The organism is Pseudomonas sp. UBA6699, from assembly GCF_002454615.1.
Classification (GTDB): Bacteria; Pseudomonadota; Gammaproteobacteria; order Pseudomonadales; family Pseudomonadaceae; genus Aquipseudomonas; species Aquipseudomonas juntendi.
This window is the reverse complement of record NZ_DKJF01000032.1, coordinates 48,281-67,587: the sequence shown is the minus strand read 5'-3', so window position 1 is coordinate 67,587 and position 19,307 is coordinate 48,281. Positions and strand designations below refer to the sequence as shown.

19 protein-coding genes and 1 tRNA gene are annotated in these 19,307 nt (G+C 63.2%); 8 read left to right on the top strand and 12 right to left on the bottom strand.

Annotation, left to right across the window (positions count from 1 at the left end):
• Positions 1 to 206: 206 nt before the first annotated feature.
• Positions 207 to 1,127, bottom strand: a complete 921-nt coding sequence (locus tag B3361_RS07055; RefSeq protein ID WP_054905634.1) for an AraC family transcriptional regulator — start codon at positions 1,125 to 1,127, stop codon at positions 207 to 209.
• A gap of 201 nt (positions 1,128 to 1,328) precedes the next feature.
• Between B3361_RS07055 and B3361_RS07050 the strand changes: the two genes are divergently transcribed.
• Together B3361_RS07050 and B3361_RS07045 are read left to right on the top strand one after the other, a co-directional pair.
• Positions 1,329 to 1,622 (top strand): putative quinol monooxygenase, encoded by a 294-nt coding sequence (locus B3361_RS07050; RefSeq protein WP_054905633.1) that lies wholly within the window; start codon positions 1,329 to 1,331, stop codon positions 1,620 to 1,622.
• Positions 1,623 to 1,681: 59 nt separating this feature from the next.
• Complete coding sequence (locus B3361_RS07045; protein ID WP_009683090.1) at positions 1,682 to 1,939, top strand: hypothetical protein; 258 nt, start codon at positions 1,682 to 1,684, stop codon at positions 1,937 to 1,939.
• Here B3361_RS07045 and B3361_RS07040 read toward each other — a convergent pair whose 3' ends face one another.
• The gene (locus B3361_RS07040; RefSeq protein WP_009683089.1) at positions 1,940 to 2,545 is read right to left on the bottom strand and encodes a flavin reductase family protein; all 606 of its coding nucleotides are present in this window, start codon (positions 2,543 to 2,545) and stop codon (positions 1,940 to 1,942) included. It lies immediately after the preceding gene.
• Positions 2,546 to 2,662: 117 nt separating this feature from the next.
• Positions 2,663 to 2,989, bottom strand: a complete 327-nt coding sequence (locus tag B3361_RS07035) for a hypothetical protein (RefSeq protein WP_054905632.1) — start codon at positions 2,987 to 2,989, stop codon at positions 2,663 to 2,665.
• Positions 2,990 to 3,229: 240 nt separating this feature from the next.
• Between B3361_RS07035 and B3361_RS07030 the strand changes: the two genes are divergently transcribed.
• A complete protein-coding gene (locus B3361_RS07030) occupies positions 3,230 to 3,553 on the top strand; it encodes a hypothetical protein (RefSeq protein WP_054905631.1) in 324 nt (107 codons plus the stop codon).
• Positions 3,554 to 3,717: 164 nt separating this feature from the next.
• Here B3361_RS07030 and B3361_RS07025 read toward each other — a convergent pair whose 3' ends face one another.
• From B3361_RS07025 to bglX, 4 genes are all read right to left on the bottom strand, one after another.
• Positions 3,718 to 5,037 (bottom strand): MFS transporter, encoded by a 1,320-nt coding sequence (locus B3361_RS07025; protein ID WP_154211092.1) that lies wholly within the window; start codon positions 5,035 to 5,037, stop codon positions 3,718 to 3,720.
• A gap of 221 nt (positions 5,038 to 5,258) precedes the next feature.
• Complete coding sequence (locus B3361_RS07020; RefSeq protein WP_054905630.1) at positions 5,259 to 6,590, bottom strand: sigma-54-dependent transcriptional regulator; 1,332 nt, start codon at positions 6,588 to 6,590, stop codon at positions 5,259 to 5,261.
• Positions 6,584 to 8,341 (bottom strand): sensor histidine kinase, encoded by a 1,758-nt coding sequence (locus tag B3361_RS07015; protein ID WP_054905629.1) that lies wholly within the window; start codon positions 8,339 to 8,341, stop codon positions 6,584 to 6,586. Before B3361_RS07015 ends, B3361_RS07020 begins: the two co-directional genes overlap by 7 nt.
• Positions 8,342 to 8,464: 123 nt before the next feature.
• Complete coding sequence (bglX, locus tag B3361_RS07010) at positions 8,465 to 10,756, bottom strand: beta-glucosidase BglX (RefSeq protein WP_054905628.1); 2,292 nt, start codon at positions 10,754 to 10,756, stop codon at positions 8,465 to 8,467.
• A 185-nt stretch (positions 10,757 to 10,941) separates the two neighbouring features.
• On the opposite strand from bglX, the gene B3361_RS07005 reads away from it, so the two are divergent.
• The 4 genes from B3361_RS07005 (at position 10,942) to B3361_RS06990 (ending at position 14,107) form a co-directional block, all read left to right on the top strand.
• Positions 10,942 to 11,559, top strand: coding sequence for a TPM domain-containing protein (locus B3361_RS07005; protein WP_054905627.1), 618 nt, complete (start codon positions 10,942 to 10,944; stop codon positions 11,557 to 11,559).
• A gap of 349 nt (positions 11,560 to 11,908) precedes the next feature.
• Positions 11,909 to 13,123 (top strand): class I SAM-dependent methyltransferase, encoded by a 1,215-nt coding sequence (locus tag B3361_RS07000; protein ID WP_054905626.1) that lies wholly within the window; start codon positions 11,909 to 11,911, stop codon positions 13,121 to 13,123.
• 193 nt (positions 13,124 to 13,316) lie between these two features.
• On the top strand, positions 13,317 to 13,586 hold the full coding sequence (locus B3361_RS06995) for a hypothetical protein (protein WP_082414699.1): 270 nt from the start codon (positions 13,317 to 13,319) through the stop codon (positions 13,584 to 13,586).
• 2 nt (positions 13,587 to 13,588) lie between these two features.
• Positions 13,589 to 14,107, top strand: coding sequence for a helix-turn-helix transcriptional regulator (locus B3361_RS06990; RefSeq protein WP_054905625.1), 519 nt, complete (start codon positions 13,589 to 13,591; stop codon positions 14,105 to 14,107).
• 8 nt (positions 14,108 to 14,115) lie between these two features.
• Here B3361_RS06990 and B3361_RS06985 read toward each other — a convergent pair whose 3' ends face one another.
• Both B3361_RS06985 and B3361_RS06980 read right to left on the bottom strand, forming a co-directional pair.
• Positions 14,116 to 15,126 carry a DUF4917 family protein gene (locus B3361_RS06985; RefSeq protein WP_286920149.1) on the bottom strand — a complete coding sequence of 337 codons (1,011 nt, stop codon included), beginning with the start codon at positions 15,124 to 15,126 and terminating at the stop codon, positions 14,116 to 14,118.
• Positions 15,127 to 15,189: 63 nt separating this feature from the next.
• A complete protein-coding gene (locus B3361_RS06980) occupies positions 15,190 to 16,896 on the bottom strand; it encodes a SulP family inorganic anion transporter (protein WP_054905623.1) in 1,707 nt (568 codons plus the stop codon).
• Here B3361_RS06980 and B3361_RS06975 point away from each other — a divergent pair.
• On the top strand, positions 16,895 to 17,077 hold the full coding sequence (locus tag B3361_RS06975) for a hypothetical protein (protein WP_009683073.1): 183 nt from the start codon (positions 16,895 to 16,897) through the stop codon (positions 17,075 to 17,077). The two genes, B3361_RS06980 and B3361_RS06975, sit on opposite strands and share 2 nt — an antisense overlap.
• Before the next feature lie 2 nt (positions 17,078 to 17,079).
• Here B3361_RS06975 and B3361_RS06970 read toward each other — a convergent pair.
• The 3 genes from B3361_RS06970 to B3361_RS06960 all read right to left on the bottom strand — a co-directional run bounded on the left by B3361_RS06970 (position 17,080) and on the right by B3361_RS06960 (position 19,303).
• Positions 17,080 to 17,153, bottom strand: a tRNA-Gly gene (locus tag B3361_RS06970).
• Between the two features lie 110 nt (positions 17,154 to 17,263).
• Positions 17,264 to 18,151, bottom strand: coding sequence for an alpha/beta fold hydrolase (locus B3361_RS06965; protein ID WP_054905104.1), 888 nt, complete (start codon positions 18,149 to 18,151; stop codon positions 17,264 to 17,266).
• A gap of 459 nt (positions 18,152 to 18,610) precedes the next feature.
• On the bottom strand, positions 18,611 to 19,303 hold the full coding sequence (locus B3361_RS06960) for a pseudouridine synthase (RefSeq protein ID WP_054905105.1): 693 nt from the start codon (positions 19,301 to 19,303) through the stop codon (positions 18,611 to 18,613).
• Between the last annotated feature and the right edge of the window lie 4 nt (positions 19,304 to 19,307).

The following is a 19,307-nucleotide window of genomic DNA, read 5'->3' as shown; positions in this document are numbered from 1 at the left end:
GATAAACTGACCCGTTTGCTTATGGCAGCTTCCGCCGCTGCATCTGCAGCGGCTGTGAGATCGAGCGCCGCCCCCGCGGCGCAATCGCGAGCTGCGCTCGCTCTAACAGGCGCTGCCATACCTTGTGGCAAACACCTGTCAGCCCTAAGGCGATCCCTGTGGGAGCTGGCTTGCCAGCGATGGGGCCGGTACAGCCACCTTGAACTTCAGCCAGCATTGGCCCGCAACCGAGCCACATCCCGAATGGGCGGCGCGCCGTACAGCCGGCTGTACTCGCGGCTGAACTGCGAAGGGCTTTCATAGCCCACCCGGTAGGCCGCCACCGCCGCCTCGAGCCCGTCGTTGAGCATCAACCGCCGTGCCTCCTGCAGGCGCAGTTGCTTCTGGTACTGCAACGGGCTCATCGAGGTCACCGCCTTGAAGCGGTGGTGCAAGGTCGAGGTGCTGAGGTTGACCTCACGGGCCAGGTCCCCGATACGCAGTGGCTGTTGGTAGTGGTTGTTGAGCCAGGCGATGGCCTGGCAAACCCGGTGGGTCTGGCTGTTCGCCAAGGCGATTTCGTACAGCCGATAACCCTGCGGCCCACGCAACAGGCGGTAGAGGATCTCACGGCGGACCAATGGCGCCAGCATGGAGATGTCGCGTGGGCTATCCAGCAGGCGCAGCAACCGCAACAGGGCGTCGAGCAACGCCGCATCGGTTTTATCCACGTACAGGCCACGGCCCGATGGCTTGTTGGGCACCAGCATCGGGCCGCTTTCGGCGATCAACTGGCTGATCTCGGCCGGGTCCAGGTCCATGCGCAAACCCAGGCTGGGGTGCTCGGGGCTGGCATCGAGCCGCACGCCGCTCAACGGCAGGGTGACCGAAACCACCATGTAGTGCAGTGGATCGTAGGCATACTGCTCGTCACCCAGAAACAGGCTTTTGCTGCCTTGTGCAAGGATGCACAAGGCCGGTTGCGCCAGGGTGGGGACCGAGCGCACATTCTCGGTGTAGCGCACCAGGTACAGATCCGCGATGGCCGACGCCGGGCCGTGGGGCTCGCCGGCATGGCGGGTAATCAGCTCGGCCAGCTCCAGGCGCTGCAGTTCCAGGGTCGGATCGGTGGGCGTGGCGATGGTCATGATGCTTTCCTCTGCTGACGGTCGCAGCATAGGTTTGGGCAACGGCCGACGCTAGTCGAAAGCTGCACGTCGCTTGCCTGATCCTGCCGCGCCGCAGGATCAGGCAAGCGGCGGGCAGTATTGGCCTAACGGGTTGCGCGGGCGAACTCCTAACCTTGGCAGCCTGGCTTTTTCGTCCGCTTGCTTCAAGGAGATTGTGCAATGGCCCTAAAACAACCGGTCACCCATCTTGCGTTCATTCGTGCCAGCAGCGGGCGCTCGGCGGAGCTTGGCGCGCGCCTGCGTGACCTGCTCGAACCGTCGCTGCGTGCGCCGGGTTGCCTGAGTTTCAGCGTACAGCGTTCGCAGGCCGACGCTGACCTGTGGCTGCTCAGCGGCAGTTGGCAGGACCAACAGGCCATGAGTGGCTATTTTGCGTCGCCCACGCTGGAGGTGTTCGGTGAGCTGGTGCAGGCGCAGGTGGTCAGCAGCCTGGACTTGCATACATTCGACTGACGGCATGGCCCCTCCCACAGCGCGCGCGCTGGCTGGGGTTTGGGTTAACATGCCGGGCCATGATCAAGCAGGCAGAGAGCAACATGGCACGTAGGGAATTCCCGCAGTTCGAAGCGGTGTCGGCGATGGTGCCGGCCGAAGGTGGTGGCTATCACGCGGCCATCGCAGTCAAAGCCCTGGGTATGGGCGGCGCGCCGCGTTTTCACAAGGTGCTCGACGGCCAGGTATTCAAGGGCGCCGTGGCCGCCGACGAAGCGGCCACGGCCGAACTGCAGCGCCTGCAAGGCGTTAGCGCTGAGGGTGAGCTGGTCTGGTGATCAGGCCGGCGGGCGGGCCATCTTGAACAGGTTGCCCAGCTCGAAATAGTCCGCCGGGCCACCACCGCGCAAGATAGGTTCGGCTGCCGCGGTATCGTAAATACCGTTCTTCAGCAGGTGGTCGGCAATGTGCACGGCCACCACTTCCCCAAGAATCAGCCAGCTGGGTACCAGCGCCTGGTCGGCCCGCTTGAGCTGGACGATCTGGCTGACCTTGCACTCGAACGCGACCGGGGTTTCGCCCACGCGCGGCACCTTGACCAGGCTTGACGGTGTGGCGGTGAGGCCGCTCAACTCGAATTCACTGACCTCGGCAGCCACCGGCGCACAGCTCTGGTTCATCTGCTCGGCCAGCGATCGCGTGGCCAGGTTCCAGACGAACTCACCGGTCTGCTCGATATTGTTCAGGCTGTCTTTGCGCCCGACACTGCAGAAACCGATGATTGGCGGGATGTAGTTGAAGGCATTGAAGAAGCTGTAGGGCGCCAGGTTCAAGCGTCCCTCGCGGTCTTGCGAAGAGATCCAGCCGATAGGACGAGGGCCGACGATGGCGTTGAAGGGGTCGTGGGGCAGGCCGTGGCCTTTGGCGGGTTCGTAGTAATACATTGTGCTGGGCTTACTGGCCCTACCTCCTGGTAGACAAGAAGCCTAGTGTGCCAAGCCTTTGCTTGCCTGCAAATGATCAAGCCCGGCAAAAGCCGGGCTGGGCGCTCGCAGCAGGGATCAGCTGATGCGGTTGGCGTTGGTGCGGTCGAAGCCGTCTTCAGCAAAGCGTTGGCCGCCGGTGCGATCGAAGCCGTCTTCAGCGAAGCGTTGGCCACCGGTGCGGTCGAAGCCGTCTTCGGCAAAGCGTTGGCCGCCGGTGCGGTCGAAACCGTCTTCGGCGAAGCGTTGGCCGCCAGTACGATCGAAGCCGTCTTCAGCGTAGCTGGCCGACTGGGTCTGGGCTGCGGCAAAGGTGTGGGCATTGGTCCGGTCGAAACCATCTTCGGCAAAGGCGCCAGTAGCGAAAACCGACAGGGCCAGGGTGAGGATCAGTTTGTTTTTCATGGTCATTGCTCCAGGGTTTTGTGGGTTGTTTGTTTCCGTGACTTAAATATTACGCCCAATATGCTGATTAAAAAGCGCAAATATATGCACTAAATAATCGACTTATTCGATATTTAAGGGTGCTGTAACCGTCGTATAGGCGTTTGCCTGGCCGGGCACGGGTTGGTGCATGCACCCTTCATCAGTCAGCTCGTGAAGGCTGAAGGGTGGCAATTAATAGGTGATTAAGAAGAACACCTGATGCAGATCACCGATGAACGTTTTTTCATCGCTTACCAACCTATTTTTCAGCCCACCAGCACCGTCGGCACCGCGATGTCCGACTTCATGGACCCTACCCTGGGCATGGTCTATGCCACCGGTACGGCCCTGCTGATCGGCATCCTGCCGCTGAGCTTGGGTACCGCTCTGGGCGACTTCCTGACCAAACCTCATGCGAAGGGCGGGCTGGACTTCGGCACGGTCGGTTCATCGGCCGTGCTGGGTGGCGTGCTGCTGGTACTGGTACTGATGGCCGGCTGGTACCAGCGTCGTGAACCGCGTCAGGCGCTGGAAATGTCCTGAATGTTGATGCGGTAACGGGTCAATGCTTTCACGCTTGCCCAGCAAACGGCCTTTCATACCCATCCCATGAGCCGAATAGCTCAGCTAATCGGCTCATGGGGCATTAGGGGGCATAAAAAAGGCGCCCTGCACGTTGGGCGCCCTTGCAGAACGGCCTTACCGCGTCACTCTGTGGTGATACGTGAGTGCTGTTTGGTGTCCTTCATCGTCGCGTATACCAGCAGCGAGCAGGCGATACAGGCGGTGACGTACCAATAGAAGCCGCTTTCCATGCCCGCGCTCTTGAACCACAGCGCCACGTACTCGGCGGTGCCGCCGAAGATCGAAACGGTCAGTGCGTAGGGCAGGCCCACGCCAAGGGCGCGGATTTCGGTCGGGAACAGTTCAGCTTTGACCACCGCGTTGATCGAGGTGTAGCCACTGACGATGATCAGCGCTGCCATGATCAGGAAGAACGCCCCCCACCAGGTCTGGATGGTATGCAGGGTGCTGAGGATCGGCACGGTGAACAGGGTGCCCAGTACACCGAAGGCGATCAGGATCGGGCGCCGGCCGATCTTGTCGGACAGGCTACCGATCACAGGCTGCAGGCACATGAACAGGAACAACGTGGCGGCCGAGATCGTGGTCGAGTCGCTGATGCTCATGCCCACGGTATTGACCAGGTACTTCTGCATGTAGGTGGTGTAGGTGTAGAAGGCCAGGGTACCGCCCATGGTCAGGCCAACCACGGTCATCAGTTCCTTGGGGTGGCGCAGCAGGGTGCGCATCAGGCTTTCCTTGGCTTTTTCCTTCTTGGTGAACGAGGCGGTTTCTTCCATGCCACGGCGCAGGTACAGCGCGACCACGGCGCACAGCGCACCGATCACGAAGGGTACGCGCCAGCCCCAGGCATACAGCTGCTCGGTAGTCAGGGTCTGTTGCAGGACGATCAGCACTGCCAGGGCGATGAGCTGGCCGGAGATGAGGGTCACGTACTGGAAGCTGGAGAAGAAGCCGCGGCGGTCCTTGCTGGCCATTTCGCTGAGGTAGGTCGCCGAGGTGCCGTATTCGCCACCCACCGACAGGCCCTGCATCAGGCGGGCGATGACCAGCAGGACCGGTGCGGCGAAGCCGATGGTTTCATAGCCAGGCGTCAGGGCAATGACCAGCGAGCCGGCGCACATCAGCAGTACCGAGGCCATCAGCGCGGCCTTGCGGCCTTTGCGGTCGGCGTAAAGGCCCATCAGCCAGCCGCCGATCGGGCGCATCAAAAAGCCAACGGCGAAAATCGCGGCGGTGTTGAGCAGTTGTGCAGTGGAGTCGCCGGCCGGGAAGAAGGCCTTGGCGAAATACAGCGAGAATGCGGCGTAGACGTACCAGTCGTACCATTCGACCATGTTGCCGATGGACCCGCTGAAGATCGACTTCAGGCGGCTGGCGGTAGTTTTTTCTGCGGCAGGCGCAGCGGCCGCCCCAGCGGGCAGGGAGGTGGCGTTATCCATCAGGGATACCTTCTCGTTGTTGTTGTGAAGCGCGCCTGGGCGCAGCTGACACGAGCATTTGCAGAAGGTGTGCCAAACCGGGGCGGGCCGACCCAAACCGGGGCAATAGGCCGCTTTGCGGGCACTTCGCCGGCCACGCGCCGGCGAGCCAGGCCCTGAAAGTGCTGTGCATGGGCGGAATTCTGCCTATCGCCGGCCAGTGATAGGCGGAATTCCGCTTATCACTGGCCGGTAAAATCGTCCCGCGACAACCCGTGCCGCTGCATTTTTTCGTTCAGCGTTCGCCGCGGCAGTTGCAACGCCTCCATCACCGCACTGATCGCGCCCCCATGCTGGCGCAACGCTGCACGCAGGCACTGGGCCTCGAACGCTTCCATCTGCTCGCTCAGCGATTGCCCGGCAGGGGCCACCTCGGTACTCGGTGAACCCAGGCCCAATGCGTGCCGCTCTGCCGCATTGGCCAGCTCGCGCACGTTACCCGGCCAGTCATGCGCCAGCAGTTGTGCCAGTTGCGCGCCCGACAGCGGCGGCGCAGTGCGGCCAAGCCGGTCGGCAGCAGCGCGGGCGAAGTGGTCGAACAGCAGCGGAATGTCTTCGCGCCGTTCGCGCAAAGGCGCCAGGCGCAACTCGGCAACGTTCAGGCGGTAGGCAAGGTCTTCACGGAAGCGCCCGGCACGGGCCTCCTCCAGCAAGTCGGGCTTGGTTGCGGCGATGATGCGCAGGTCAACGTTGATACTCTGGTTCGCTCCCAGGCGCTCGAGCTTCTGCTCCTGGATCACCCGCAGCAGTTTGGCCTGCTGGGCCAGCGGCATGCTTTCGATTTCATCGAGAAACACCGTGCCGCCGTTGGCATATTCCAGCTTGCCGACGCGCTTGCCCTGGGCTCCGGTGAAGGCGCCGCTCTCATGGCCGAACAGCTCGGCCTCGAACAATGCCTCAGGAATGGCCGCGCAATTGAGCGCCACGAATGGCTTGGCCGCGCGTGGCCCGAAATCGTGGAGGCAGCGGGCTACACGTTCTTTGCCGCTGCCTGTCTCACCGCGGATCAGCACATTGACCGGCAGGCTGGCCAGGTCCAGCACCTGCCGCCGCAGCAGTTGCAGGCCCTGGGACATGCCCAGCAGCGTGCCTTCCAGGCGTGACTTGAAGTCGGCCTGCTCGTGCAGGCGGCGGTTCTCAAGCACCAACTGGCGTTTTTCCAGAGCCCGCCGCAGGCTGCCCAGCAGATGTTGCGGGGTGAAGGGTTTTTCCAGGAAGTCGTAGGCCCCGTTGCGCATGGCCTCCACGGCCATGGGGACATCGCCGTGGCCGGTCAGCAGGATCACTGGCAGATCGGGGTCGTCCGCCTGCAGGCGTTCGAGCAGCTGCAGGCCACCCATGCCGGGCATGCGCACATCGCTGATGATCACACCCGGGAAGTGCTTCGGCAGCTGGCTCAGGCAGTCTTCGGCGCGGGCAAACAGCTGCACGTTGAAGCCCGACAGGCTCAGCCATTGCTCGACCGCTGTGCGGATACTGGCTTCGTCATCGATAACGATCACTGAATTCAACATGCAGGCTCCAGGTCTTGGGGCAGGGTAAGGCTCAGGCGCGCACCGCCAGACAGGTTCTCGGCCTGCAGCTGGCCGCCGACCTCATGGACGATACCGTAGGAGATCGCCAGGCCAAGGCCCAGCCCTTCGCCCACGGGCTTGGTGGTGAAGAAGGGGTCGAAGACCTTGGCCAGGTCGGCCTCGGCTATGCCGCCACCGGAGTCGAGCACACTCAGGCGCCAGCGTTGGCCATCGGCTTCGATGCGTATTTCCAGGCGCTTGTAGCGTTTGTCGGCCATGGCATCGAGGGCGTTGCGCAACAGGTTGATCAGCACCTGTTCCAGGCGGATGGCATCGCCCCGTACCCAGGCCGGGCGTGCGAGGTACAGCGCGACCTCGACCTCTTCGCTGCGGATACGCGTTTCCAGCAGGTGCAGTGCCTGATCGACCACGGTGGCCAGGTCCAGGCGCTCGCGCAAGCCCATCGGGCTGTTACGGGCGAAGGTCTTGAGGTGACTGGTGAGCGCGGCCATGCGCGTGAGCATCTGCTCCAGCGGCTCGAGTGCCTGCCGCGCTTCGGCAGGCCGGCCATTGTCGAGCAGCAGGCGCACGGTTTCCAGTTGCATGCGCTGGGTTGTCAGCGGTTGGTTGATTTCGTGGGCCATGGCCGCCGACATCTGGCCCAGCGCGGCCAGTTTGGCGGATTGCACCAGGCCCTCCTGGGCGGTACGCAGCTCGCGGGTACGTTCCTCGACTTGGCGCTTGAGCTCTTCCCGGCTGCGCTGGCGCAGCCGTGCCAGGCGTAGGCGCTGGCTGATGAACAACGCCGCGAACACCAGGCTCAGCCATACGGCAGCAGCGCCGAGTGCGGCGTTGCGGCCGTCTGCCGCCACCTGCGGCTTGCGCAGCAGGTGCAAGGTCCAGCCCTCGCCTGCCAGCGGCAGGCTTTCCCACAGGTACTCGGCGCTGCCGTCGGGGCCTTGTACGCGGCTAAGGGTGCTGTTGGCAGCGAAGCGCGTGAGCACCTGATGGTGCAGCGGCACCAGCGGCTGCTTGTCGTACTGGCGTGTTTCGGCGAGTTCGGCACGGTCGGCGCCGCTCAGTGGCTGCAGCTCGCGGTAGCGCCAGCCGTCCTGGTTGGCAATGAAGGTGATGCCGCGGGCATCGCTGACCAGCAGGATATCGCTGCCCTGGCGCCATTCGCGTTCCAGCTCCGGGAACTCCAGCTTGACCACCATGGCGCCGAGAAAACGGCCATGTTCGTCGTTGACTGCGCTGGCCAGAAAGTACCCCGGTACCCCGCTGGTCACGCCAACGGCATAGAAGCGGCCCGTACCCTGGCTGCGGGTTTGCTTGAAGTAGGGGCGAAAGCCGTAGTTGGAGCCGACGTAGGTGCTGGGTAGCCGCCAGTTGCTGGCTGCCACGGCCAGGCCGGTGTGGTCGAGCAGTTCGAGGGTCGAAGAGTTGGCCGCACCGTTGATACGTTCGAGCTTGCGGTTCAGGGCGCCTTGCACCGTCTCGCTGACCGGGCCGCGCAGGGCGTCGATCAGTTCCGGGTCGAGCGCCAGCACGGCCGGCAGGGCCCGGTAGCGGTCGATCAGCGTATGCAGGGTATTGGCGTACAAGCCCAGTTGCTGGTGGGCACGTTGTGCGTCGTTTTCCATGGCCTGGCGCTTGGCCTGGTGCATCGCCCAACCGGCACTGAGGGCAGTGCCTAGCAGGATCAGCAGGGTAATCAGCCCCAGCCGCAGGGCGCGAAAGGAAAAGGGCATGGCGCGGATCCGGATCATTGGGGCATCGGGGCTGGCCCCCTACGCGGGCTTGCCCGCCCCCACGTGTGAGTACCTGTGGGAGCGGGCAAGCCCGCGAAAGGGCCGGTACAGGCGACCGTTCAGTTACAGCAATTCAAAGCTCTGCTGCTGCACCGCCTGGGAATCCAGCCCGACCTGGACATTGAATTCCCCGGGCTCGGCAACCCGCTGCAACTGGCCATTGTAGAACTTCAGGTCTTCTTCGCTGATACGGAAGCTCAAGGTGCGCGTCTCACCGGGCTTGAGCATCAGTTTCTGGAAGTTCTTCAGCTCTTTGACCGGGCGGCTCATCGATGCCGAGACATCCTGCAGGTACAACTGCACCACGGTCTCGCCTGCCAGCTTGCCGGTGTTCTTCACCGTGACCTTGGCTTGCAGCGTGTCGCCGCGCTTGAGGTTGTTGGCCGACAGCGTCAGGCCCGACAGCTCGAAGCTGCTGTAGCTCAGGCCGTAGCCGAACGGGTACAGCGGGCCGTTGGGCTCTTCGAAGTACTGCGAGGTGTAGTTGCCGGGTTTGCCTGGCGTGAACGGCCGGCCGATACGGGTGTGGTTGTAGTACATCGGGATCTGCCCGACCGAGCGCGGGAAGGTGATGGCCAGCTTGCCGGACGGGTTGTAGTCACCGAACAGCACGTCGGCAATGGCATTGCCGCCTTCGGTACCGGCGAACCAGGTTTCGAGAATGGCATCGGCCTGTTCACGTTCCCAGCTGATCGACAGCGGGCGGCCGTTCATCAGCACCAGTACCAGTGGCTTGCCGGTCGCCTTCAAGGCCTTGATCAGTTCACGCTGGCTGGCAGGAATCTCCAGGGTGGTGCGGCTCGACGACTCGTGGGACATGCCGCGGGACTCGCCAACCACGGCCACTACCACGTCGGCTTGTTGCGCTGCCTTGACCGCTTCATCGATGAGCACCGCAGCGGGGCGCGGGTCGTCGACGATTTCCGGGGCATCGAAATTGAGGAAGTTCAGGTAATCGAGGATGGCCTTGTCGCCGGTGATGTTGGAGCCTTTGGCGTAGACCAGTTTGGCCTTGCCTTCCAGGGCGCGGCGCAGGCCTTCGCGCACGGTGATGGAATGCGCCGGTTTGCCGTCGGCGGCCCAGCTGCCCATCATGTCGATCGGGGCATCGGCCAGGGGCCCGACCAGCGCGAGGGTGCCGGCTTTTTTCAGCGGCAGGGTCTGGTTGTGGTTTTCCAACAGCACCAGGCTGCGACGCGCCACGTCACGGGCGGCTTCGCGGTGCAGGCGGTCGCTGCCGTAGTAGTCTTTCAGGTCGGTTTCGGCCTTGCCAATGCGCACGTACGGGTCCTTGAACAGGCCCATGTCGTATTTGGCCCCTAACACTTCGCGCACGGCCTGGTCCAGTTCGTGCTGGCTCACCTCGCCAGACTTCAGCAGGCCTGGCAGTTCCTGGCCGTACAGGGTGTCGTTCATGCTCATGTCGATGCCGGCCTTGATAGCCAGCTTGGCGGCTTCGCGGCCATCGCGGGCGACGCCATGGCGGATCAGTTCCTGGATGGCGCCGTGGTCGCTGATGGTCACCCCCTTGAAGCCCCACTCCTTGCGCAGCAGGTCGTTCATCAGCCAGGTGTTGGAGGTGGCCGGCACACCGTTGATCGAGTTCAGCGCCACCATGACGCCCCCGGCACCGGCATCGAGTGCGGCGCGGTAGGGCGGCAAGTAATCGTTGTACATTTTCGGCAGGCTCATATCGACCGTGTTGTAGTCGCGCCCGCCCTCTACTGCACCGTACAACGCAAAGTGCTTGACGATGGCCATGATGCTGTCGGGGTTGGCCGGGCTGCTGCCCTGGAACGAGCGCACCATGACCTGGCCGATCTTCGAGGTCAGGTAGGTATCCTCGCCGAAACCTTCACTGGTGCGGCCCCAGCGGGGGTCGCGGGCAATATCGACCATGGGGGCGAAGGTCATGTCCAGGGCGTCGGCCGAGGCTTCGATGGCGGCGGTGCGGCCCACTTTGGCCACCGCGTCCATGTCCCAGGTGGCGGCCATGCCCAGGCCGATCGGGAAGATCGTGCGCTCGCCGTGGACGGTGTCGTAGGCGAAGAACATCGGGATCTTCAGGCGGCTGCGCATGGCCGCATCCTGCATCGGCCGGTTTTCCGGCGCGGTGCGGGAATTGAAGGTACCGCCAATGCGGCCAGCGGCGATTTCCTCGCGAATCTTGTCGCGCGGCATTTCCGGGCCGATGCTGATCAGGCGCAGTTGGCCGATTTTCTCGGCTTCGGTCATCTGGCTGACCAGATGGTCGATGAAGGCCTGCTTGTCTTGCAGGGGCGGGGCGGAGGTGGCGGCGAGGGCCGCCTGACTGGCAAGGCCCATGGCCAGGCCCAGCAAAGACAGTTTCATCATCAGTTCCGTTGTGGGGCCTCTGCCGTATCCAGGGTGGTACGCGCGCGGCCGAAGTTTTCAGGCGGCTATTGTTGTACGATTTGCAGGCAATGCTTCCAGCGGCCGATTATGCCTGAATATGTCACCCGCGGACGAAGCCCCGTATGCCGGGACAACAACTATAAGAAAGCTCAGAGACCGACGGCATGACCCCTTTTGACGAGTATGATCAGCGGCAGATTGCCGAAGCCATAGCCCGTGCCGAGCGGCACACCGACGCCGAACTGGTGACGGTACTGGCGCGGCGTGCCGACGACTATGCGTATTGGCCGCTGCTCTGGGCTGCCGTGCTGGCACTGGCCGTGCCGGGCCTGCTGCAGTGGCTGCTGGGCTGGCCGGGCGTGCGTGGCTTGTTGGTGGCCAACATGCTGCTGTTTGTCGGCTTGTGCCTGCTGCTGCGCAGCCCGCGCCTGGCCGGCTGGCTGATCCCCCGGGTGCTGCGCCGCTGGCGTGCTTCGCGCCTGGCGCACCAGCAATTTCGCGAGCTGAACCTGCAGCGTACGGCGGCTGGCACGGCGGTGCTGATTTTTGTCAGCGAGGCGGAGCGGCATGTGGAAATACTGGTTGACCGCGGCATCGAGCACTGCCTGGATGCCAGCGCTCGGGCGGCACTTGTCAGCCGGCTTGCCGAACAGGTGCGCCAGGGGCGGACCCTGCAGGGTTTTGTCGAATGCATCGAGGCCTGCGGCGAGTTACTGAGCGAGCAGGTGCCACCGACCCATGCGCGTAACGAGCTGCCAAACCGCCTGGTGATTCTCGACTGAGGCAGCATGCAGGCGCAATTGGGTGAGGGCAGGCAGTTCGGGGCTGCTGTGCAGCCCATCGCCAGCTCCTATTGAACGATCCATAACTTGTTCAATTAGCCGGGCCCTTGTGGGAGCGGGCGCGCCCGCGAACATCGGCGTCGCCGGTGCCAGCCACCGCGTTGGGCTCTTCGCGGGCTCGCCCGCTCCCACACAGGCCGCGTCGCGCTTGCGGCAGGTGTTTGCCACAAGCTATGCAGCGCCTGGCCTGGCCTGGCCTGGGCGTGACGCGGCCGTGGGTGGCCAAGGTATGCCTGGCCGCACGGCACACGGTAGAATGAGCGTTCCGCTACCCAAGGCCCCTTTGTCCATGCCCGCCAGTCATTCCGCTTCCGCCGCGCCGGACGCACTCGCCCAGTTCCTCGACCTGCTGAACGCTGCCCTGCAGGGCGGCACGTTAAGCAAGCTGGTGCTGGCGCGCCATGTCGGTGCCGACCAGACCCTGCAACGAATCATCGCCAAGCCGCTGTTGGTCAAGGGCCAGCCCTGCCTGTCACTGGTCTACCGTCACCAGACCCGAGACATCACCCGCAACCTGGCCCTGGACGATGCCTTGACGCTGGTGGCCGAGTTGCTGCCGGGCAGCTTCCGCAACGCCCACCTCTTCGATGCCGATGGCGAAGTACAGCTGACCTTCAGCAAGAAGGGCAAGCCGATGCTTCAGCGCCATGGCGCACAAGCCCCGCGCGAGGCTGCGCCCGCCAGTGGCCATGACCGTGAGAAAAAACGCTACCTGGAGCTGTCGCGTCCATTCCTGCGCGACCTTGGCGTGACCGACGCGCAGGGGGCACTGATCCCGTCCATGTCGCGCAAGTGGAAGCAGATCAACAAGTTCATCGAGGTCTTCGACCACGCCCTGGCCAGCGCCCCGGTGCCGGCACAGCAGGTACTGCGGGTGGCCGACTTTGGCTCGGGCAAGGGCTACCTGACCTTCGCCATGCATGATTACCTGCGCAATACGTTGGGCCGCGAAGCGCAGGTGACCGGGGTTGAACTGCGCCAGGACATGGTCGACCTGTGCAACGCCGCCGCGGTGCGGCTGCAGCATGCGGGCCTGGAGTTCCAGTGTGGTGACGTGCGCAGCGTGGTGCCCGACGCCATCGAGGTGATGATCGCCCTGCATGCCTGTGACATCGCCACCGACTATGCCATCCATACCGGCATCCGCAGCAATGCCGCGATCATCATGTGTTCGCCGTGCTGCCACAAGCAGATCCGCCCGCAACTGCACAGCCCGGGCCTGCTGCAGCCAATGCTGCAATACGGCCTGCACCTGGGCCAGCAGGCCGAAATGCTCACGGACAGCTTGCGGGCGCTGTACCTGGAGGCCTGTGGTTATGAGACCAAGGTGTTCGAGTTCATCTCCCTGGAGCACACCAACAAGAACAAGATGATTCTTGCGGTGAAGCGGCGCCAGCCGGGCGACAACCGTGCGCTGCTGGAGAAAATCGCCCAGCTCAAGGCGTTCTATGGGGTGCAGGAGCATTGCCTGGAGACGCTATTGCGGTGCGACGGGCTGCTCTGAGCGGGCGCGTATCCCTACCATCCCTACAGAATTCCTTTGCCCTTGATCGGTAATGCTTGTAGGGCATTTCCTGGCTGTGCCTTTCAAGTATTTCTTTGATCAGCGTTTCTGTAGTGTGACGTGCTCAATAGTCAGTTAGCCGGGTTGTCATTTGACAACCCATGGGCAGTAAGTCCACACTGGAGAAAAGCTGATGGCCCGCCCCAGTCATGCCAGGAAAGAGGTCGAACTGGCCTTGAGGCACGCGGAATCAAAGGGATGGAGAGTTGTGGTAGGCGGGGGACATTGTTGGGGAAAAATGTATTGCCCTTTCAACGATGCCGACTGTCGATGCGGGGAGTATTGCATTACCAGCATATGGAGCACGCCGCGTAACGCCGGTAATTTAGCGCGACAGTTGAGGCGTGTGGTTGATCACTGTTCGGCTGACAGGCTGGCAATGTGTACCCCCAAGGAGGAGTAGCGATGGAGTATGAATTCACTCTCAGGTATCAGCTGAGCGGGAACGAAGATATCGATGCGTTGCTGGAGCGCCTGGCTCAGTACGGATGTGATGATGCATTGGCTGGTGTAGGTCAACCTGGGCGTCTGGCATTGGCATTCACTCGCCAGGCGACATCTGCCAGGCAGGCCATCGAGAGCGCATTGAGTGATGTTGCCAGAGCGGTTCCAGGCGCTCGCCTGATCGAAGCGACCCCCGATCTGGTCGGGCTCAGCGATGTGGCGGAACTCATCGGTGTATCTCGGCAGAACATGCGCAAATTGATGCTCGCCCATGCAGGTAGCTTCCCAGTACCCGTGCATGATGGCAGCACCGCTCTGTGGCACCTGGCCGATGTGTTGCCATGGCTGCAGGCGCGAGGGAGCTACCCGATCGGCAAGAGCACGTTGGAGCTTGCGCGCATGGCAATGGCCGTTAACGTGTCTAAAGCATACGAACGCGTGCTCGGCGAGCCAGACCTGGCCCCTTCAGCAGGCGCTTGAGGCTGGCCTCAACCTCGGGTGGCCACGGCTTCGATAGACAGCGATGCCTGCCCCAGCGGATGGGTCGTGGCATCGAAGAAGTGCAGTGACGTGCCCGGCATGGCGCCCAGGCGATCGACGAAATGCTGCTTCTGGTTGATCACCGACGCTTCACTCAACGGCCGAATGGCGATCGCCAGGTGCTTGGGCCCGGCCATTCGAATGGCGTCGAGCAGGTGCTGGTCAGTGCTGTCCAGGTGCTGGCCGAACAGGCACAGGCCACGGTGTTCCTGGGCCAGCTGCCCCAGGCACCAGCTCAGGTAGTCCGAGTGGCGGATGGCGCGCAGTTTCTCGTCGCTGCGGTCTTCATTGACGAACAGCGGCACCTCACCGGGAATGTTCACGGCAAAACCTTCCAGCAGCTCGGCGCTCTCGGCGCTGCGTTGACGGGTGGTGCCGTCGGGTTGCTTGAGCAGGTGCAAGCCACCGTGCAGGTGCATCACCCGGGTACCCTCGCTGCTGCGCCGGCGCACATCGAAGTAACCCTGCTCGTCGAACAGGTCGGCGAAGCCCTGAGGGGCATGTTGCAGGGCCCAAGGCAGCAGCAGGTCGTAGTTGCTGGTGTAGACGCTGCGATAGCCACGCAAGGCCTGATTGAGCACGGCCAGGGTTGCCGGGGGCATCAGCCGCCAGGGCAGATGCACGGTGGGCACGGCGTGGATCAGCGCTTCCTTGATCGAGTAATAGCGGTTGAGCGGCGCAGTGGAGTTGATGGCGAGCGCAGCATTGGCGCGCACGGTGGTGTTGAGCGCGCTGAGCACCGGTTCGAACAGCTCCGTGCCCAAGGACTTGAACAGGGCCTGGTCGCTGATCGCCAGGCCTTTCTTGCGACCGGCGCGTTGCGCCTCCTCGAACAGCGAGAAATAGCCGAACGGCTTCCACACTGCGCGGCTGGCGCCGTTACCCAGCAGCAGGGCTTCGCAGGGGTGGCGGGCGGCAAGTTCTGGCCAGGGCAGGAGTGGGGCGTCGAGTACAGGCATGCTGGGTCCATTGGTGGTGCGGGCGCGGGGCGACTTTAGCATGTCAGGCGGGGGCAAGGGGCATCAACCCTGCCTGGCGGCCGGCACGCTGCGCTTGCGGTTACGCCATACCCGGTAGGCCCGGATGCCGGCGCGCACCGAACCGAACAGCAATTTGTCCTCCATCTCGCGCGCCATGCCCGAGCGCACCAGCATGCGCAGGAAGCTGCCGCGGGCACGGGCGATGGCGAAGAAAATGCCCTGCGCGGCCAGGGTATCGCGCACTTCACGCAATGCGGCCATGCCGCTGACATCGATACTGGTCACGGCCTCGGCATCGAACAACACGGCCTTGGGCTGGGCCTCGCCTTGCACCGCCTCGAGAAGGCGCATCTTGAAGTAGTCGGCATTGAAGAACAGGATTGCGTCGTCAAAACGGTAGACCACCAGGCCGGGCACCGTCCGCGCATCCTTGAACTTGCGAATGTCGACCTGGCCTTCGGTGCCCGGCAGCCAGCCGAGCACGGCGTCGGTAGGCTGGTAGATGCTGTACAACAGGCGCAGTATCGCCAAGGTCACGGCAAACACGATGCCAGGCAGCACGCCCAGCCCCAGCACCCCCACGGTGGTCAGCAGGCACAGCCAGAATTCGAAACGGCTCAGGCGCCGAATGTGGCCCAATGACTTGATATCGATCAGCCCCCAGCCAGCCATCAGCAGCACCGCGCCCAGCGCCGCCTGAGGGATCCACGCCATGGGCGCGGTGAAAAACAAAAGGATCAAGGCGATCACCAGGGCGGCGATGATGCCGACCAGCTGGCTTTTGCCCCCGACCATGTCGTTGACGGCGGTGCGCGAGTCGGCACCGCTGATGGCAAAACCCTGGGAAACCCCGGCGGCCAGATTGCTCACGCCCAACGCCACGAACTCGTGGTTGGCGTTGATGGCGTAGCCATGCCGGGCAGCGAAACTGCGCGCGGTGAGCATGGCGCTGCAGAAACTGACCGTGGCGATACCCAGGGCGTCGCGCAGCAGGCTTTTCATTTCTGCCAGGTTGCTGTGTGGCCAGGCCAGTTGCGGGATGCCGGCCGGCACCGGGCCAAGTATGGCGACGCCGAAGCGGTCGAGGCCGAACAGACCCACCAGCAGCATGAACAGCGCCACCACCGTTAGCGCGGCCGGCAGGCGCGGGTAGCGGCGTGGCAGCCAGATCAGCAGGCCTAGGGCGGCCAGGCCGATGCACAACGTCAACCCGTGAATTTCGCCCAGGCGTTGGAGGAAGTTGATCAGGCTGAGGATGAAACCGTCGCCCTCGATGCTGAACCCCACCACCTTGGTCAACTGCCCGGCGATCAGGCTCAGGCCGATACCGTTGAGGTAGCCGATCAGAATCGGCCGCGAGAAGAAGCTGGCGATGAACCCGGCCCGCGCCAGGCCAGCGGCAATCAGCATGACCCCGACCAGTACGGTGACGATGACCGACAGCTCGGCAGTGCGTTGCGGGTCGCCCAAGGCCAGCGGCGCCACGGCCCCGGCAATCATGGCGCAGGTAGCCGCGTCGGGGCCGACCATCAACTGGCGCGAGCTCCCGATCAGGGCGTAGATCATCATCGGCAGCACACAGGCGTACAGGCCGTACTGCGGCGGCAAGCCCACGATCTGGGCGTAGGCGATGGCAATCGGGATCTGGATGGCTGCCACCGACAGCCCTGCCTGCAGGTCGGCGTGCAGCCATTCGCGGCGGTAGTGCAGCAGGTTGGCAAGGCCCGGTAGCCAGCGGGAGAGCAACATGCGTCGTCCTTTCGAAATGTTTCACGAAACCCTGGGCGCATTGAAACGGATCGACAGGCAATTGGCCATGCTGCTGATCATCGAAAGCAGCAGATCGAAGCGATTGGCAGAAACGAAAAAAGGAGCGAACGCTCCTTTTGACAGCGATGACGTTGCCGGAACGCCATGCGGGGGAATGTAATGTGGAGCGGGTAGAGGGAATCGAACCCTCAACTAAAGCTTGGGAAGCTTTCGTTTTACCACTAAACTATACCCGCCTTACGCCGCACTTTTTACCAGAACCCTGCGGGAAATAGAAGCCCACGTTATAAAAAAAGCGTGTCGGCGCCCCATGCCGGCGGCTATCCGCACCAAGGCGCCGAGTTGCTCAGATAGCCAGTGCATGCTGCCCCTGTTGCAGCGGCTGGTAACGTTGCCGGGCTTCACGCAGGGTTGGCTTGAGGAAGCCCAGCATGGCATTGCGGGTGTCCTCGCAGGCGGCCTTGGTCTCCATGTCCAGAAAGTGCCCTGCACCGCGGATAACCCCAAACTGGCTGCGCCCCACGTGTTTGCCGAACTGCCGTGCATCTGCGGCCGTGGTGTACTCGTCGCGTTCACCATTGATGAACAACACCGGAATATCGATAGCGCGCGCGCCCTCCAGTGCCCGTGCCAGGTCATGTTGCAGCACCTGGTTGATGTGGAAGTGCATCTGCGCGTATTCGTGGCTGTCCAGGCTGCTGACGTGCCGGTAGTTGAACCGCTTGAACAGCGACGGCAGGTACTTGCCGATGGTGTCGTTGATCAGGTTGCCGACTTGATAGCGGTCGCAGGCGGCCAAGTACTGGCAACCGCGCGCCAGGTAGTCGCGCATTGGTTCATTGATCACCGGCGAGAACGAACTCACCACGGCCTTCTTCACATACCGCGGCTGGTGCGCCAGTGCCAGTAGCGTGCTGGCACCGCCCCACGAGAACGACATCACGTGGTCGGCCTGGAAGTGATCAATCAGTTCAAGGAGGATATGCGCCTCCGTCTCCTTGCTGATCAGCCGTTCGTGGCGGTTGTGCGGTTTGGATTTGCCCGCGTAGGGCTGGTCGAACAGGACGACATTGAACTGCGGGTGCAGGTTACGCACCGTCTGGGCGAACGAGGCTGTGGTGGCCAGCGAGCCGTTGATCAGGATGATCGTATTCTCAGCCGCATCCGCGCGATAGAACTCCGTGTAAACCCGATACTGACCTTGAATATCAAGTACAGCGATTTCTGGCCTCATGTCATCGACTCCTGGCGCAAAAAGGGTATTCGCGTCACCTGGTGGCTTGTCGCGGCAACGGGTCGTTCACTTTTGGCGGCGGCTTGGCCGAACACTCAAGCCACTGGCTCAAAGAGAGCGCATTCCCGAAACAGGACATCAGGGTGCACGTTCTTTATGACAGGTAGGCATTCGCCTGAAGAGTAACCGGGGCCCTGTGTCGATCCTTGGCACTTGCGTCGACGGTGTTGTTGTATGGCGGGCAATCTGCCGTGCCCCAAGGCATCTAGGCCCTGGGTGGCCGACAAAAAGTGTCTGGGTCTACGATCGTGACTTAGCGGTCACATGCAGACTGACGATTGGGATTCAAGCAGGGGGGCGGGGATCCTGCAAGTGCCGTTCGGGCTTAATTGTGACGTTTGGCGCTGAGCGGTCGTATGGTGCGCGCTCAGCGGTAGGTTGCGCGAGTTCGCGGGCGGGCTAGACGGTGCCTATTTCTTCCCGCGTGAGTTGCCGAAAGGCGCCGGGCGCCAACCCCGGGTCGAGCCGGATCGCCCCCATGCTCTCCCGGTGCAGCCCCACGACCTTGTTGTCGAAAAACCCGAACATGCGTTTGACCTGGTGATAGCGCCCTTCGACAATCGCCAGCCGCGCCTGGCGCGGCCCTAGAATGTCCAGCTGGGCGGGCTGGGTGGTGAGGTTCTCAAAGGCGAAGTAGAAGCCTTCACGGAACTTGGCCACATAGTGCTCGGCAATCTCGTCCTCGGTTTCCACCAGGTACTGCTTGGGCAGCTTGTTCGCTGGCTGGGTCAGGCGGCGCGACCACTGGCCATCGTTGGTCAGGATCATCAGGCCGGTGGTGTTGAAGTCCAGGCGCCCGGCGATGTGCAGGTCTGCACGCAGCGCCGCCGGCAACAGCTCGAGCACAGTGGGGTGCTGTGGGTCGTGGGTTGCGCTCACGCAGCCGGCCGGCTTGTGCAGCATCAGGTAGCGCGCCGGGCGGCCAGCCTGCAGCAACTGCTCGTCCAGTTGCACCCGGCTGAACTCCCGCACCTCGGCCAGCGGGTCGCTGATGACCTGGCCATCCAGGCGCACACGGCGCTGGGCCAGCATCAGCCGGGCTTGCTGGCGGTTGCAGTGGGGCAGGTTGGCAAGGAAACGATCGAGGCGCATGGCT

What these genes read in the sequence shown, in the direction of transcription:
- B3361_RS06985 (WP_286920149.1), bottom strand. Translation starts at nt 15,126, where the DNA reads ATGCCTGTACTCGACGCCCCACTCCTGCCCTGGCCAGAACTTGCCGCC.
- B3361_RS07005 (WP_054905627.1), top strand. Translation starts at nt 10,942, where the DNA reads ATGACCCCTTTTGACGAGTATGATCAGCGGCAGATTGCCGAAGCCATA.
- B3361_RS06995 (WP_082414699.1), top strand. Translation starts at nt 13,317, where the DNA reads ATGGCCCGCCCCAGTCATGCCAGGAAAGAGGTCGAACTGGCCTTGAGG.
- B3361_RS07025 (WP_154211092.1), bottom strand. Translation starts at nt 5,037, where the DNA reads ATGGATAACGCCACCTCCCTGCCCGCTGGGGCGGCCGCTGCGCCTGCC.
- B3361_RS07050 (WP_054905633.1), top strand. Translation starts at nt 1,329, where the DNA reads ATGGCCCTAAAACAACCGGTCACCCATCTTGCGTTCATTCGTGCCAGC.
- B3361_RS07020 (WP_054905630.1), bottom strand. Translation starts at nt 6,590, where the DNA reads ATGTTGAATTCAGTGATCGTTATCGATGACGAAGCCAGTATCCGCACA.
- B3361_RS07045 (WP_009683090.1), top strand. Translation starts at nt 1,682, where the DNA reads ATGATCAAGCAGGCAGAGAGCAACATGGCACGTAGGGAATTCCCGCAG.
- B3361_RS07015 (WP_054905629.1), bottom strand. Translation starts at nt 8,341, where the DNA reads ATGCCCTTTTCCTTTCGCGCCCTGCGGCTGGGGCTGATTACCCTGCTG.
- B3361_RS06960 (WP_054905105.1), bottom strand. Translation starts at nt 19,303, where the DNA reads ATGCGCCTCGATCGTTTCCTTGCCAACCTGCCCCACTGCAACCGCCAG.
- B3361_RS07055 (WP_054905634.1), bottom strand. Translation starts at nt 1,127, where the DNA reads ATGACCATCGCCACGCCCACCGATCCGACCCTGGAACTGCAGCGCCTG.
- B3361_RS07030 (WP_054905631.1), top strand. Translation starts at nt 3,230, where the DNA reads ATGCAGATCACCGATGAACGTTTTTTCATCGCTTACCAACCTATTTTT.
- B3361_RS07040 (WP_009683089.1), bottom strand. Translation starts at nt 2,545, where the DNA reads ATGTATTACTACGAACCCGCCAAAGGCCACGGCCTGCCCCACGACCCC.
- B3361_RS07035 (WP_054905632.1), bottom strand. Translation starts at nt 2,989, where the DNA reads ATGAAAAACAAACTGATCCTCACCCTGGCCCTGTCGGTTTTCGCTACT.
- bglX (WP_054905628.1), bottom strand. Translation starts at nt 10,756, where the DNA reads ATGATGAAACTGTCTTTGCTGGGCCTGGCCATGGGCCTTGCCAGTCAG.
- B3361_RS06980 (WP_054905623.1), bottom strand. Translation starts at nt 16,896, where the DNA reads ATGTTGCTCTCCCGCTGGCTACCGGGCCTTGCCAACCTGCTGCACTAC.
- B3361_RS06990 (WP_054905625.1), top strand. Translation starts at nt 13,589, where the DNA reads ATGGAGTATGAATTCACTCTCAGGTATCAGCTGAGCGGGAACGAAGAT.
- B3361_RS06975 (WP_009683073.1), top strand. Translation starts at nt 16,895, where the DNA reads ATGCGTCGTCCTTTCGAAATGTTTCACGAAACCCTGGGCGCATTGAAA.
- B3361_RS07000 (WP_054905626.1), top strand. Translation starts at nt 11,909, where the DNA reads ATGCCCGCCAGTCATTCCGCTTCCGCCGCGCCGGACGCACTCGCCCAG.
- B3361_RS06965 (WP_054905104.1), bottom strand. Translation starts at nt 18,151, where the DNA reads ATGAGGCCAGAAATCGCTGTACTTGATATTCAAGGTCAGTATCGGGTT.